The following is a 13,892-nucleotide window of genomic DNA, read 5'->3' on the forward strand; positions in this document are numbered from 1 at the left end:
CCTCTACGCCGTTATGCGACGCACCAGAGTTACGGGCAACGGTGCAGGGGGCAAAACCTCTGTCCCGCCGATTTCGGACAGCAGCGCATCTACGGTGGTGCTTACCATCGCTTCGGCATCCTGCTTGACCGTGGTCAGGCCATAGGCTGGCCATGCCGCGCTTGGCACATCGTCGAACCCGATCAGCGCCACATCTTCCGGTACGCGCAAACCCAGTTCTGACCGCAAAACATCCATCACGCCAAACGCCATGTAATCGTTGGCCACAAACACGGCATCCGGCCTGTCGGGTGTATCGAACATCCGCCGTGCAGCTTCTTTCGCACGGGGCAAGCGGTAGTCGCCGACCTCGCGTGCAAACAGACCGAGTCCCGCAGTGCGCAGCCCTTCCATGAAACCCGCCTCACGGTCCCGCTGCGTGCTTGCGCCTTCCCAGCCCGCAATATGGCCAATCCGGTTGCGCCCCAGCGAGATCAGATGCTCCGCCGCCAAACGCCCACCCATGCGGTTGTCCGACACCACCGCCAACTCGCCCTCTGCCTCAAGCTTGCGATTGAACAGAACGACAGGAACACCCGATGCGCGGCAGCGATCTGCAAGATCGGAACTCAGGGAAACCGAGGCCAATATCAGACCGTCCACTTGGTAATCGAGGATCTGGCTCACCACGTCTTCGACATCATCCGTAGAGTGCGCCGCCATGAAGACCAGCACGTGATACCCCTCGCGCTCCAGCGCTTCGGACAGCAGTTCCAGCACGGTCGGGTAGAAATGGTTATCAAGATAAGCCACCACCAGCCCAATGATCTTGCTTTTTCCGGTCAGCATCGCGCGCGCCAGCACGTTGGGTCGGTAGCCCAGTGCGCTGGCAGCCTCGCGCACCTTGGAGGCCGTGCGTTCGCTGACCGAAGCCCCGGGTGTGAACACGCGGCTGACCGCAGAGCGACTGACCCCCGCGCGCTTGGCCACGTCAAGCGATGTGACTTTGCGCGTTGTGGTCATGGGGCAGGTGGGGTCTTTTCGCCCCTATCATAGATTTCCCAGCCTTCGCCGCCGAACACGTCAACGCCAAGCTGTGCCAGCACATGCGGGAAGTCGACCATCACGTAATTGTCGACGATCTTGCCATCGACCACTTTCCAGAAATCCATGTACCGGATGGTGACGCGCTTGCCTGTCGGCTCCACCCCCATGAACCGCCCTGAATGTATCGCTTCCTGACGTCCAAAGGCAGCGGCCCATTCGCCCATGTAAAGCCGCGCTTCGTCAACGCAGACCTTGTCGGAGAATGCCGCCTGAAACGGCTTTTGCCAGTTGTCCTGAAACTCCCGCAGACCCTCTTTGGTCCCGCAGCCGGTGTTGCCCATCCAGCGGAACCCTTCGGCAAAGAACGCACCGATATCGGCAATGCGGTGGTCGTTGAGACCGTCCACCATGCCTTCGATCACCCGGCGGGTGTCTTCGGTCTTGGACAGATCCGTATCGCGGGTCAGAACCGCCTGTTCCGGTCGTGCGCCTGCCATCATCCCTCACTGCATGCGTTTGCACGAGACTGGACGCAACCCCCCCGATTTGGCAAGGGCGTTACTTGGACTTCCAGCTGTCCAGCCACCGGCGCAACCCACCGCGACGACGCGCAATCCCGTCGCCCACGGCATCGAACCCCTCTTCCACGTCTTCCAGAACCGGGTCGATCCGCGCGATGCGGAAGCGCCGCCAGCGCACCCAGATAGCCCAAAACAGCGCGGTCAAGGTCGTCAGGATGATGATGTTGATCCACGGAATGATCCGCACATCCGGGCCATCCACAGCCCGCACATTCAAAGCGTTGGGAAAGATCGTCAGGAATTCGTTGCGCCAGCCGTAATGCTTGATCACCACCCATTGCGGCGCGGCAGACGTGCTGCGCAGGTCGGCGGCTTCGGCCTGCAGGTTCGATGTGTCGAACTTGAAATAGGGCGGCCAACCCCAGCCGGTGTCTTCGTTGCGGTAGACCATGACATCGCCACCCGACCGCACGCCTGAGATGAAGAAAACGTCGCGGTTCGGCAGGCTGCCATCGCTGCCCACATCTGCGGACGCCCAGAACCAGCGGTTCTCGCCGGGATCAACGCGGCGCACTTCGGTATCGGTGATCCGCGCGATATCGTGCTGCGGGAGCGTGTAATGCAGGAACGACGCGAACAGCACCCAAAAGGTCAGGATGAAAGCCCATTTGATGTAACCCACGGCGCGTCCCCTAGTAGAAGTTCGTAAAGTAGATGATCACAGAGATAACCGTCAGCGGCACGATATACACCCCCAGAATGAGCTTACGTCGCAGCGATCCGTCATACTCGCGCAAGCCACCTTCGACAAAGGTCTCTCTGTCGCCTTCCCTGATCTCTTCGTCCCATTCCTTTTCCAGCTTGTCCCGCCGCACCGCACGCGAATAAAGCGAAAGGCAGATATAGACCACGCTCAGGACCAGAAATCCGATCACCAGCAACCGACCAAGTGCAAACATACCCTACCTCCGAACCGCGCCCCACGGACCAACACGCGTGATCATATCCTCGCGCACGGGCTTAGGTTCTTCAAGCGGCGCGTCATGACCGAACAACGCCTCTCGCGCACCGGCCTTGTCGGCCACGTATTCCCGCGTCAGGAAATCCACCACATAGGCACGCTTTGTGTCCGTCCAGCCGCGATAGGCGGCGTAGAACGCCTCCTTGTGGCAGATGTAAAGCTGCCGGATGTCCTTGGGTGACAGCTCGGACAGCAGCATGTTCACCAGCGTCGCATCCTTGGTGTCACTGGCCCGCAGCGTGTAGAAATAGGCCGGATGGTCACTCGCGATCCGGGGCCATTTGGCATCCCCATCGGCCCATTGCACCAACTGGTTCAGCGCATGCCATTCGGGTGGCAACCGATCCGAATACCGCCGCGCGAGCCCGCGAATGTCTCGCCGGGTCGCCCCGGTCAGGTCGATCTCCGCCTCCTGAGCGATATCCACAACGACGAAATCCATCTTCTGCCGCAGAATGGCCGACGCATCGATCCCCCGCGCCTTCACAATCGGTTCCACCAACCCGTTCAGGTCCAGAAACTTCGCCACCTTGTTCCTGTCCTTGAGCGCAAACGTATAGGCAATCGGCAACCCCGGCACCGCGTCCCCGGCACAGATCGTCGCCGGATGCTCCACATCGCGAAACACATACATCCCGCCGAAATGGCTTGTGTGGAAATTCTCCTGCCGGAACTCCATCTGTTTGAGCCGCACCGGGTTGCGCACCACATCGCCCGTCCGTTTCGCCAAGGTGATCATGTCCGCGATCAGCACATCATCGTGCCAGCCGTCCGGCTCCGTCTTGAACCGATCCACCAGCGCGCCCAGCTTTTCCGCATCGCGCACCGTGCCGCTTGTCGTGTCCGCCTCGATCCTGATGGTGTGAATATCGAACAGCCGCTCCGGGTTGGACACGTCGAACACCGTGTTCACCAACTCCCCCGCCACCGCGTCCTTGGCGGTCAGCGCGAACAACTGGCTCTCATTCGCCTCGATGAACTGCCGCAGAATACCCCGCGAAGTCGAGAATTTCGCATCGAGCAGCGGCGCCGTCTTCTGCTGCGTCGTAAGGAGGATAAACTGCCGGTTCACCCCGTTGTGGTTGAGGTAGAGCGGGTCGTTGAGTTCGTCCCCCACCTCGGGCGAAAAGCCGGAGATGTCGATGTGGAAATCGGTCTGGGCTGTGGTCTTGCCGGTGAGATGTTTCAGCGCCCGGTTATACCGTTCGACCAGCGCCGGTGAGGCGACATGGATCAGGTTGCCGAACATCAGACCTGATTGGATGAGGCGGTTCATGGATAAACTCGTGTCGGTTGGTAAGTGAACAGTATCCAAGGAGCAGGCCTAGATATGCATGTCAGATGTTTCACGACAAACATGCTAAGTTTTCCACTTCTAAGATTGTGTTTCATCACCTGGCGTAAAGACACCGATCAACTCTTGAGGTTGCCAAATAAATTCTCTCTCGCTGATTTCTTTGACTAGCCGATAAGTATCAAGCAGGTTTAGCCGCTTGGCCCATAGTGTGTTCAAAACGCTTGCGCGATTATGGTGAGAAACAATCTCCTCGAGCCGGGTTAGGTAAGTGATGATTACGGAGCGTTCGTCGGAGCTGGGAAGCGGGTCAACAAATCTACTCACATTCTCCAGTATTAGTGCATCATTTGCTGATTGAGCATGCTCGTAAATATCTTGGCAAAACTCCTCCAAATTGAAATCGTCGTATCCCTCGGTATCAGGAAACAATGAAACGTAGCTGTCGAAATCATCACTGTCTTCGTACAAAGGCACTGCATTTCCATTTTCCTTGGACCAAACATACGTGCTCCAAGTAGGTGAAATCTCCTTTTTGCAAAAGTCATGAAGGTTCCGGATCATTTCTTCTAATATCCTTCGTTGTGTCTCTTGAACCAGAGACTCACGCTGGACCTGCGATGTTGAGGTTTGAGCCTCCAAAGAAATAGCCATTTTTTCAGTGGCTTCTCTATTCCTCCGGTATTCATTTCTTGTGAGTTCTAATTCTAGTCTTTGGGCCCGGAGCTCCGAAGACTGCAAAATTATTGCAACTGCCGCTGCGAGAAACGCTAGGGGACCGAATATTCCAGCGAGCGTGTCGCCAATAGCGTTTGGAGGAAGTGTTATGAATTTTTGAAAAAAACTTGCGCATAGTCCTTCGTTATCGCAGTAGGTAATGTGCCCGATAAAAACTATCGGGAAGCCGATTATGGCAAGTGTAACTGTCGTCGCACCGAGCCATAAATTCGAATCTCTTTGTCGCTTGCTCATTTTGGCCGGTTCTCCAACCACCTCTTCTTCGCCTCTTCCTGACGTCCAAAGTCCCGCACCATCGCCTCGATCGCCACCTCATCCGACTTGTCTGCATAGCGGAACTCGGAATCCGCGTAGCGGTTGATCTCCTGGATCACCATCTCGACCGTGATCGGCCGCCGCAGGTCTTCGATCATCGCCGCCTTCTCGTCATAGGGTTTGAACAGGAACAGATCCGGCTGCTCCATCCATTCGTCCGGCAACTCAAAGTCCATCGCGCGGACCTTCACCGCGTCGGTGATGTTCTTGATCGCCCGCCCCGTAAAGCGCGGGTCGGCCTCCTGAATGGCCTTGAGGTAGGTGCCCATCTTGGCAATCGTGTCCAGGTCGCCGATCTGCGACGACACCCGGTCGAACACCTCCATCAACCCCGGCTCCTTGGGCCGGTTGTGGGATTCAAACGACGCCGCCACCGCCTTCTGGATCTGCTGCGCGGCGTACAATTCATGATCCCCCAGCGGGATGTCGTGCTTGCGCCCCATCAGCAGCGCAAGGATGTCGATGTAATCCTCCCGCGTCTGCGGCCCGTCCACAAGGAACCGCGCCCCCGCCCGCTGCCGCAACGCATCGTCCACGTTTTCGGGAAAGTTCGAGAACATCCCGAACGTGCAATTCCCCCGCACAACCGTATTGGCCCCGGCAAAGGCCTCCATGAACACCGCCGTGACTTCCTGCTGGCCCGCGCTGGACTGCCGGTCACCGCGCCTGCCCGCGATCTGGTCGATGTCGTCAATCGTCCCGAACCCGATCACAGACGGGTCGAGCACATTGTTGATAAACGCCTTCGCGTTCTGGCCGGATTTGCCCTGATAGCTGTCGATATTGTCGATGCCGAAGTTCTGGTAGCGGAACGTGTAGCCCGCGTTCTGGCAATACTCATAGATCATCCCCGCCATCATCTGGATCAGTGTCGTCTTCCCCGTCCCCGGCGCGCCATCGCCCATGAAGGTAAAGATGAATCCGCCCAGTTCCGCAAACGGGTTGAGCCTGCGCTCAAAGTCATAGGCCATGAGCATCTTCGCCAGCCGCATCGCCTGGTACTTGGCGATGTGGTTGCCCACCACCTGATGCGGCTTCTTGAACTGCATGGTGAGCGTTGTGCTTTTAGCCTTCGTCGCAGGTGTAAAGCCCCGGAGCGTCAGGTCATCCGCCTCCACCCGCCAATTGGCGCTGGTAAACGCCCCCGTCCGCGCCCCGTTCTGGGCACGCAACGCGATCCGCTCCATGAGTTGCTCGGCAAATGCCAACACCGTCGCCACCATGCGCGGCTCATCGCTCGCATGAGTGCTGAGCTTCTGGTCCAACTCCCACAACGCCCCATGCAGGGCAAGCTGCGCATTGTCGGTCAAAACCTCCTGCACCTCCCCCACGTCGACCGTCACTTCCGACGCTTGCGATGCCAAAAGAAACGCCGTCGCATTGGCAAACACATACCCAACCGCCAGCGCCTCACCTTCCAAGAGCGAAGAAAACTCCGCCTTCCGATCCGCCCCCAGTGACCCCTGCAAATTCGCCCGCTTCATCTCGCCCAACGGCGTCGCGTCCGAAAACGCCTCCCCAACCGCGAGCGCAATCCCAAGCGCCCGCCGCAGCCCATGCATCACCGACGCCTGCGCGCGCGACACCAGCGGATCATCCCCATCCGCCCCGGCAATCCGGTCAAGCAGATGCACCCCCTCGGGCCGCGCCGTAGACCGTGTCACCAGACCCGGTGTCGTCGACCGAAACCGCCGCCGCGTGCCAATCCCCGAAGACCGCTCCACCGCCGCAGGCTCCGCCCCGGACGCCACCCGTGGCGTATGATCGAACCCCTCCAGCATCGCATTGGCCGCAGCATAATGCTTGCGGACCGCCTCTTCGCGCAGCTCCATCAGGTCAGATGTCACACTCATATCACCACGCTCCTATGCTTCATCTTGCCAAATAAACTCCCGCCGGAGGCTCCCGCAGCAAACGCAAGCACGACGGTCAATAACTCAACACCCGCCCCGCATCGTTCACCACGAACTTGCGGACAGTCGCAAATCCCGGCGGGTTCAATTCCGCCAGCGCCTGAAACGGCCGTTCGGGCAGGATCACCATCCGCTCGGTCGCTGTTGTCCCAGTTTCGGCCCCACGCCCGGCAAACGGGTCCAAAGCGAATACCTCGCGGTCCACTTTGGAGAACCAACCCGATTTCTCCTGCCGCACCCGCTCGCTTTCCAGCTCTTCCAAAGTCCAGGCCAAGGCCCAATCTTGCCCCTCGGCCGCACGCGCCTGTTCCAGCACCTCGCGGATCGGGCCGGACTGCTGGGTAAAGGAATGCGAATACATCGGGCCAATGTGAAACCGCCGCAGCCGTTTGGGGTGCAGGTCGTCAAAGGTCTCGTCAAACCCCTGCGCAATGGTCAAAAGTTTTAACCCACCCAAAGACTGCGCCATCAGATGGGCCTGCACTTCGGGCCAGCGCCGGTCATCCTTGGGCAGCGCATCCCGTCCGCTGTCCTCGACCTCCATCAGGTAGATCGTCGGCAGGTTCACCTGGCTGTCGTAGACCCCCCAATGCAGCAGATACCGCCTGCGCGGCTCGGTCCCCGACAACCATAGGCATTGCGGATCGTTGCGCGCCCAGAACAGTTTCCCGCGTCCCAGTTCTTCGTAATAAAGCCGCTGGCTCAGGGTGAATTGCAGCCGCGTCGGGATCGCCTGATCGCCGATGATCTCGGCCACCATCTGGTCCTTCAGTGCATCGACCGAGTGCATGGTTCGCAAATGCTGATCCGCTTGCGCGGCATCATTGGCCATGACCAAAAGTTCGGTCACCGTCGGAAACCCGCTGTCCTTTACGTCCATCGTCAAAGACCCGAAAAACTGCCCGGTGTCCCGGCCAACCAGCAGGTATTTCATCGACAGCGCCCGAAAGGTCAGGTTGAGCGCGGTCACGTAGCGCGTCAGAACCTCAACCTCCTCCTTGGTCAGCCGCTTTTCCACATGCAGCATCGCCGCAACCCGGCCAAGATGGGTGAGGATCTTGTCGAACTTCGCAAAATAACGGCGGCTGGCCTGGGTGTCAGGCAGCCCCCGGTGATCATTGGCCGCGGTGGTCATGCCCCATACAGGTTCTTGTCATGTTTCTCGACAATCGCTTGGAACCGGCGGGCAAAGCGTTCGTCCGCCTTGGCCTTGGCCTCAAGAACCTCGCGGGCGAACACCATGTGGTCCTCGTGGCTTTCGAGCATGTCCGCCATCTTCTGATTGGTCGCCGCGCCAATCCCAGCCATGGCGGTTTGGGCCTCTTGGTCGGTCTTCACGCCAATTTCGTTGATGCGGTGCGCAACGTCCTGCTGCTGCGCTGTCTTCAACGACTTGGATAACGCATCATACAGAACAACACGCTGCTTGGTGTCGGTCTGCAGCTTGTTGATCAACACCATCTGCGTCGCCGCCTGATTCTGGAGCGAGTCGATCCACGTCTTGCCCTTCTCGATATACCGTTCGAGCGTCTGGCTTTTGGCCAGCTTGACCTGTTCGTCCTGCACCATCGCATTGTAGGCGGCGTTCAGTTCAGCGAGTTCGGTTTCCAGCTTGGTGCGGGCTGCGGCGTCTTGTTCAACGCTGATCTTGCCTTCCAAAGCGATGATCTTGGGGTCCATCGCAAGGATGTCAGCCTTCACCGCTTCAAGCTCTCCAACGGTCGCCTCGCGCTCGTCCAGTGTTTCGGAAAGGTTTACCTCGACCTTGTCTTTCTGCTCGTTCAGCAGGTTCAACTGCCCCTGCAACAGTGTCACGATCACGTCGGACTTGGCGATCAAATCCTGCAACTTATCATCGATGGAGGCAGTTTTCATCCGTTCCTGACGCATCGACTCTGATTTGCCTGTCGAGAAGATCCCGACAAAACTTTCCCAACCGGTTTTTGACCGCATCTCGTCAAAATCCTTGGAAAACGCAGCGGTCACGTCATCCAGACCCATGATGAGCTCTGCAATATTCGCGTTCATCACATCCGTATGCGCGTGTACGTCATCGAGAGTGGCGTTCTCGATGTCAAAGGTGACATCTGTGCCATCCTTCATCTTGGCGCGTGCGGTTTCGATCCGTCCGGTCAGTTCCGCGATCTTGGCCTGTGCTTCGGCCACCTGTGCCTGGCTTTCGCGCACTTGAGTGTCGAAATCCGCCATTCCAAATCCTCCAATCAAACCATCCGGAGCGGCATTAATGGCATCTCGGGGGGGGGCACCGAACCGGGTCTGACAAAACAATCGCAAAAGCCCGGTTGAAAGGGAAGCGAAGATCGCGCTTAAAGTTGTGCAAGGCGCGGCGCTTTGTCGAGCCAAGGCCATACGCGAATGGAGAATTTGAAATGAAAAGATTAATGACGCTGGCTGTTGCTGCCTCCCTGTCCTTGCCGCTCTCGGCGCAGGCAGACGAAATTACTGACACGCTGCAAGCAGCCATTGATGCCTATAACGACGGTGATGTGACCTATGCTTTGGAAGAACTGGATTTTGCGCGTCAAAAACTGATGGCCTTGCGCACTGAGGCGTTCCAGCAATTCCTGCCCCCGGCACCCGATGGCTGGACCCGCGAGGTGGAAACTGACATGCAGGCAGGTCTGACAATGATGGGTGGCGGCATGGGGGCCAGCGCGGGATACCGTGCGTCTGATGGATCGCAGTACTATTCGATCACCATGATGGCAGACAACGCGATGGTCGCCAGCATGGGTGCCATGGTCGCCAATGCAGCAGCGATGGGCATGAAGGTCGAACGTGTGGGGCGTCAGCGCGTCGCTATCAATGACGGTCAGGCGATGGCTTTGGTCAACAATCGCATCCTGATCACCATCGAAGGCGGTGACGAAGCGCTTTTGTTAGAGGCAATGCAGGGGATAGACTTTGACGGGTTGTCGAATTTCGGCAACTGACAATTCAATCCCCCGGTAAAAACTGAAAGGCGTCCTTCCTGCGACGCCTTTCGTCGTCTTTGGGCTTGCTGACCTGCGTCTTGTGACGCATCCCTTCCGCAACCCAGTCAAGGAGCATCTTACATGTCCGATCTGTTCCTGCGCGTTCTGCCCTCGGTCGAGGTCGAGGAAGACGCGCCACCGGCTGACCGTGTGATTTCAGGGTCGCCCATGTTCCGGACATGGAACCATGAAGAGCATGATGGCCTTTATTGTGGCATCTGGGAATCGACGCCCGGCCACTGGCGCATTTCCTATGACGAATGGGAGTTCTGCCATATCCTGTCTGGTCATTCGATCATCACCGGTGCCGAAGGCACGGAATACGAATTGAGGGCTGGCGACAGCTTCATCCTGCGTCCGGGCTTTTCCGGGTCGTGGAACGTCATCGAAACCACCCGAAAAGAATACGTGATCCGCACGTAAGACCCACCAATCAAGGAAGAACCGAATGAATTGGTCACCCGACACAACCCAGGTCAAAAGCTGGAACGAATGGGATACTCTGCGCCACGTGATCGTGGGCAAAGCCGATGACTGTCATATCCCACCCGAGGAACCGGCGCTGGACGCCAAGGTGCCCGAGGACAGCGACATGCGCGGCCAATGGGGCCGCCGTCCGCAGGAAACCATCGACCGCGCGAACGAGCTGCTGGATAACTTTGCCGACATGTTGCGCAAGCGCGGTGTGCGGGTCGACCGCCCGACGCCGACGGATTTCAGCCTCCCGGCAACGACGCCCGATTTCCACACCGACAGCCAGTTCGGCTGTATGCCGCCGCGCGACGTGCTGCTGACCGTGGGACACGAGATCCTTGAGGCGACCATGTCCTATCGCTGCCGTTGGTTCGAATACCTCTGCTACCGTCCGCTGATGCAGCAGTACTGGGAAGAGGATGTGAACTTCCGCCACGAAGCGGCGCCCAAGCCGCGCCTCACGGACGCGGATTATCACGCCGACTACCTGTCCGAGAAGATCGGCATCGAAAAGCGCCTGAAGTGGACCGCCGAAAAGTTCTTTGTCACGACCGAGGAAGAGCCTCTATTTGATGCGGCGGATGTTCTGCGCTTTGGCAAAGACCTGATCGTGCAGCACGGGTTCACTACGAATATGAAGGGGATCGAATGGCTGCGCCGCCACTTCCCCGACCATCGCGTCCGCGCGGTGAACTTCCCCGGCGATCCGTACCCGATCCATATCGACGCGACCTTCACACCGCTGCGCCCCGGTCTGATCCTGAACAACCCGAACCGTCGTTTGCCAGACGAACAGCGCGCATATTTCAACAAGAACGATTGGGAAATCGTCGACGCTGCCCAGCCCGCACACAACACGCCGCCGCCGCTGTGTTATTCCTCGACATGGCTGTCGATGAACGTGCTGGTGCTTGATCCCAAGACGGTCTGCGTTGAGGCGTCCGAAGTCTACCAGATGGAGCAGATGGACAAGCTTGGGATGGAAGTCATTCCGGTCGAGCTGCGAGATGCCTATGCGTTTGGCGGCGGGCTGCACTGCTGTACGGCGGATGTCTACCGTGATGGCGACTGTGAGGATTATTTTCCGGTCCAGTAAGGCTAGGTGCCAAGTGTTTTCGAAAACACTTGGCCCGACATTTCGAAATGTCCGGCCGCCCCGACCCGTACGGTCAGCCTACCCGAACCGTACGGTCGAGCAAATCCACACCCTGCTGCGCCCAGAGGTGCAGCAGGTCGATGAAAATCCAGTTCTCGGCCAGTTTGTCCCCATCGCGGCGGTAAAAGTCGATCACCCGGAATTCGACACGCTTTCCAGTGGCAGGCATCCCCATAAACCCGCCGGTGAATTCGGCGGTGAAGTTGGGCCAGCCGAAGAACCCACCGAAATGCCCCTCGGCCATACGACAGAGGTGACCGGTTTTTGACCGATTGGTAAAACTTGCGCGGAACGGGGCGGAATGCTGCTCGGCATAGCGCGGGATTGTGTAGGTTGCTCCGATCCCGGCAGGCCCCCACCAGAGCATATCCTCGTGCCACGTGCGGCGCAGTTCCTCGACCAAAGGCAGGCCAAGGTTCCAGTCGCCCAGATCGCCCACCATCGCGTTGATGGCATGTAGGGTCGCGTTTCCTTCGGCCTCGGGAGCATCGTGGTAGTGGAGCCCGTCATGGGTGATCGGCCCCGGCTGTATCAGATGCGCACCGGTTTGCGGGCCGAACGGGTTTTGCCCGGCCTGCATCATCAGTTGGGGCAGGTCGAAATACATCACCTCTTCGGTGATCTTACCGTCTTCGATCTTGTGAAACGCGCCGAAGCGGAGCATGGCGATCTTGCGGGTCGGGCGGATGCCCCAGAGTGGTGCATCGAAAAGGCCCATGAGATGCCCCATCGACGCCACCCAGACTGCGCCATCATCGGCCATATGGTTGCGCCCGGCGAAGAACAGGTCGGTGCGTCGTTGCAGCGCCGTGAGCGCAGTTTTGATCGGCGTCCAGAACTGTGCCGCAACGGCCTCGGGTCCGGTCAACAGACCGACAGGATAGTAGCCCCGCCAGATCAGATCGGGGTGGCAGAACTGGGCCATCACTTTGGCGCTGTCCTCAGCCCTCGACAAACCGGCGTAGTAATCGCGGACAAGCTGTTTTTCGGATTGGAAACCGGGCATGGCAGGCCTTTTTGCAATCGTATGCATTCAGCCGCCACAATGCCCGAATTCACTGTTTCGGCAAGGCCAAAGTCAGATGTCCAGCGTGTTGTCTTTCTCCCACTGGGTGAAGTGTGACACGTAGGAATTCCATTCCTGCATCTTGAGGTTCAGGAAAGCGGACGAGAACTCATCGCCCATCGCGACCTTCAATTCCTTGTCCTTGTCATAGGCGCGCAGGGCGTCCAGCATGTTGAGCGGCAAGCGCGGGGCACCGCGTACCTTGTGGCCTTCGGCATACATGTCGATGTCATAGCGCTTTCCCGGATCGGCCTTGGACCGGATGCCCGACAAGCCAGCGGCGATGATGACCGCCTGCAACAGGTATGGGTTCGCCGCACCATCGGCCAAGCGCAGCTCGAACCGTCCGGGTCCAGGCACACGGACCATGTGAGTGCGGTTGTTGCCGGTCCATGTTACGCTGTTCGGTGCCCATGTCGCGCCCGAGATGGTACGCGGCGCGTTGATGCGCTTGTAGCTGTTCACGGTGGGGTTGGTGATCGCGGCCAGTGCGCTGGCGTGTTTCATGATGCCGCCAAGGAAATGCTTGCCGCGCTCCGACAGGCCCACCTCTCCGGTTGGGCCATCACCGTCGCCTGCAAAGACGTTGGTTTTCGCCTTGTCGCCCGGTGCGTCCCAGACCGAGATATGGGCGTGGCAACCATTGCCCGTCAGTCCCTCAACCGGCTTGGGCATGAAGGTCGCGCGGAAGCCGTGCTTTTCGGCGACGGATTTGACCATGAACTTGAAGAACGAATGTTTGTCGGCTGTCTTCAACGCATCGTCAAAGTCCCAATTCATCTCGAACTGGCCGTTCGCGTCTTCGTGGTCGTTCTGGTACGGACCCCAGCCCAATTCGAGCATGTAGTCACAAATCTCGCGGACCACATCATAGCGGCGCATAACTGCCTGCTGGTCGTAGCAGGGCTTTTCCGCCGTATCGAACGGATCGCTGATCTGATCGCCGTCAGGGGTCAGCAGAAAAAACTCGGCCTCGACCCCGGTCTTGACATGCAGGCCTTCGCCTGCTGCTTCGTCGATCAACCGTCGCAACACGTTGCGCGGGGCTTGGGCCACGTCTTCGCCTTCCATGACGCAATTCGCGGCAACCCAAGCGACCTCTGGTTTCCACGGCAGTTGGATGACTGAAGACGGGTCAGGTACAGCCAGCATGTCGGGATGGGCCGGTGTCATATCGAGCCACGTTGCAAATCCGGCAAAGCCAGCGCCGTCTTCCTGCATATCCGCGATCGCCTGGGCCGGAACCAGTTTGGCGCGTTGCCCCCCAAAAAGATCGGTGAAGGAAATCATGAAGTATTTGACGCCATTGTCCTTGGCGAATTTGGCGAGATCCGTGGTCATGCGATCTGTTCCCCGTTGTCTGTTATCCAAT

Annotated in this window: 14 protein-coding genes; 3 read left to right on the forward strand and 11 right to left on the reverse strand. The window is 58.7% G+C overall.

What is annotated here, in order from left to right:
• Nucleotides 1–3: 3 nt before the first annotated feature.
• The 9 genes from MCRY_RS01430 to MCRY_RS01470 form a co-directional block, all read right to left on the reverse strand.
• Complete coding sequence (locus tag MCRY_RS01430) at nt 4–1,002, reverse strand: LacI family DNA-binding transcriptional regulator (protein WP_085627670.1); 999 nt, start codon at nt 1,000–1,002, stop codon at nt 4–6.
• The gene (locus MCRY_RS01435) at nt 999–1,523 is read right to left on the reverse strand and encodes an ester cyclase (protein WP_085627770.1); all 525 of its coding nucleotides are present in this window, start codon (nt 1,521–1,523) and stop codon (nt 999–1,001) included. The genes MCRY_RS01430 and MCRY_RS01435 overlap by 4 nt, the downstream gene beginning before the upstream one ends.
• Before the next feature lie 61 nt (nt 1,524–1,584).
• Nucleotides 1,585–2,229, reverse strand: a complete 645-nt coding sequence (locus tag MCRY_RS01440; protein ID WP_085627671.1) for a DUF1523 family protein — start codon at nt 2,227–2,229, stop codon at nt 1,585–1,587.
• Nucleotides 2,230–2,239: 10 nt separating this feature from the next.
• Complete coding sequence (locus tag MCRY_RS01445; RefSeq protein WP_085627672.1) at nt 2,240–2,506, reverse strand: hypothetical protein; 267 nt, start codon at nt 2,504–2,506, stop codon at nt 2,240–2,242.
• Nucleotides 2,507–2,509: 3 nt separating this feature from the next.
• Complete coding sequence (locus MCRY_RS01450) at nt 2,510–3,844, reverse strand: DUF6638 family protein (RefSeq protein ID WP_085627673.1); 1,335 nt, start codon at nt 3,842–3,844, stop codon at nt 2,510–2,512.
• A 99-nt stretch (nt 3,845–3,943) separates the two neighbouring features.
• On the reverse strand, nt 3,944–4,834 hold the full coding sequence (locus MCRY_RS01455; protein WP_085627674.1) for a hypothetical protein: 891 nt from the start codon (nt 4,832–4,834) through the stop codon (nt 3,944–3,946).
• The gene (locus tag MCRY_RS01460; protein ID WP_085627675.1) at nt 4,831–6,768 is read right to left on the reverse strand and encodes an AAA family ATPase; all 1,938 of its coding nucleotides are present in this window, start codon (nt 6,766–6,768) and stop codon (nt 4,831–4,833) included. Before MCRY_RS01460 ends, MCRY_RS01455 begins: the two co-directional genes overlap by 4 nt.
• Before the next feature lie 76 nt (nt 6,769–6,844).
• The gene (locus MCRY_RS01465) at nt 6,845–7,963 is read right to left on the reverse strand and encodes a hypothetical protein (protein ID WP_085627676.1); all 1,119 of its coding nucleotides are present in this window, start codon (nt 7,961–7,963) and stop codon (nt 6,845–6,847) included.
• The gene (locus MCRY_RS01470) at nt 7,960–9,036 is read right to left on the reverse strand and encodes a hypothetical protein (RefSeq protein ID WP_085627677.1); all 1,077 of its coding nucleotides are present in this window, start codon (nt 9,034–9,036) and stop codon (nt 7,960–7,962) included. The genes MCRY_RS01465 and MCRY_RS01470 overlap by 4 nt, the downstream gene beginning before the upstream one ends.
• 182 nt (nt 9,037–9,218) lie before the next feature.
• Between MCRY_RS01470 and MCRY_RS01475 the strand changes: the two genes are divergently transcribed.
• From MCRY_RS01475 to MCRY_RS01485, 3 genes are all read left to right on the forward strand, one after another.
• A complete protein-coding gene (locus MCRY_RS01475) occupies nt 9,219–9,782 on the forward strand; it encodes a hypothetical protein (protein ID WP_085627678.1) in 564 nt (187 codons plus the stop codon).
• A 123-nt stretch (nt 9,783–9,905) separates the two neighbouring features.
• Nucleotides 9,906–10,247, forward strand: a complete 342-nt coding sequence (locus MCRY_RS01480; RefSeq protein ID WP_085627679.1) for a cupin domain-containing protein — start codon at nt 9,906–9,908, stop codon at nt 10,245–10,247.
• 25 nt (nt 10,248–10,272) lie between these two features.
• Nucleotides 10,273–11,394, forward strand: a complete 1,122-nt coding sequence (locus MCRY_RS01485; RefSeq protein WP_085627680.1) for a serine/threonine protein kinase — start codon at nt 10,273–10,275, stop codon at nt 11,392–11,394.
• Between the two features lie 73 nt (nt 11,395–11,467).
• On the opposite strand, the gene MCRY_RS01490 is transcribed toward MCRY_RS01485, so the two are convergent.
• Nucleotides 11,468–12,460, reverse strand: a complete 993-nt coding sequence (locus MCRY_RS01490; RefSeq protein WP_085627681.1) for an ester cyclase — start codon at nt 12,458–12,460, stop codon at nt 11,468–11,470.
• 72 nt (nt 12,461–12,532) lie between these two features.
• Nucleotides 12,533–13,861 carry a type III glutamate--ammonia ligase gene (gene glnT / locus MCRY_RS01495; RefSeq protein WP_085627682.1) on the reverse strand — a complete coding sequence of 443 codons (1,329 nt, stop codon included), beginning with the start codon at nt 13,859–13,861 and terminating at the stop codon, nt 12,533–12,535.
• Nucleotides 13,862–13,892: the final 31 nt, after the last annotated feature.

Source organism: Marivita cryptomonadis (genome assembly GCF_002115725.1).
GTDB classification, from domain to species: domain Bacteria; phylum Pseudomonadota; class Alphaproteobacteria; order Rhodobacterales; family Rhodobacteraceae; genus Marivita; species Marivita cryptomonadis.

What these genes read in the sequence shown, in the direction of transcription:
- MCRY_RS01430 (WP_085627670.1), bottom strand. Translation starts at nt 1,002, where the DNA reads ATGACCACAACGCGCAAAGTCACATCGCTTGACGTGGCCAAGCGCGCG.
- MCRY_RS01435 (WP_085627770.1), bottom strand. Translation starts at nt 1,523, where the DNA reads ATGGCAGGCGCACGACCGGAACAGGCGGTTCTGACCCGCGATACGGAT.
- MCRY_RS01445 (WP_085627672.1), bottom strand. Translation starts at nt 2,506, where the DNA reads ATGTTTGCACTTGGTCGGTTGCTGGTGATCGGATTTCTGGTCCTGAGC.
- MCRY_RS01450 (WP_085627673.1), bottom strand. Translation starts at nt 3,844, where the DNA reads ATGAACCGCCTCATCCAATCAGGTCTGATGTTCGGCAACCTGATCCAT.
- MCRY_RS01455 (WP_085627674.1), bottom strand. Translation starts at nt 4,834, where the DNA reads ATGAGCAAGCGACAAAGAGATTCGAATTTATGGCTCGGTGCGACGACA.
- MCRY_RS01460 (WP_085627675.1), bottom strand. Translation starts at nt 6,768, where the DNA reads ATGAGTGTGACATCTGACCTGATGGAGCTGCGCGAAGAGGCGGTCCGC.
- MCRY_RS01465 (WP_085627676.1), bottom strand. Translation starts at nt 7,963, where the DNA reads ATGACCACCGCGGCCAATGATCACCGGGGGCTGCCTGACACCCAGGCC.
- MCRY_RS01470 (WP_085627677.1), bottom strand. Translation starts at nt 9,036, where the DNA reads ATGGCGGATTTCGACACTCAAGTGCGCGAAAGCCAGGCACAGGTGGCC.
- MCRY_RS01475 (WP_085627678.1), top strand. Translation starts at nt 9,219, where the DNA reads ATGAAAAGATTAATGACGCTGGCTGTTGCTGCCTCCCTGTCCTTGCCG.
- MCRY_RS01480 (WP_085627679.1), top strand. Translation starts at nt 9,906, where the DNA reads ATGTCCGATCTGTTCCTGCGCGTTCTGCCCTCGGTCGAGGTCGAGGAA.
- MCRY_RS01485 (WP_085627680.1), top strand. Translation starts at nt 10,273, where the DNA reads ATGAATTGGTCACCCGACACAACCCAGGTCAAAAGCTGGAACGAATGG.
- MCRY_RS01490 (WP_085627681.1), bottom strand. Translation starts at nt 12,460, where the DNA reads ATGCCCGGTTTCCAATCCGAAAAACAGCTTGTCCGCGATTACTACGCC.
- glnT (WP_085627682.1), bottom strand. Translation starts at nt 13,861, where the DNA reads ATGACCACGGATCTCGCCAAATTCGCCAAGGACAATGGCGTCAAATAC.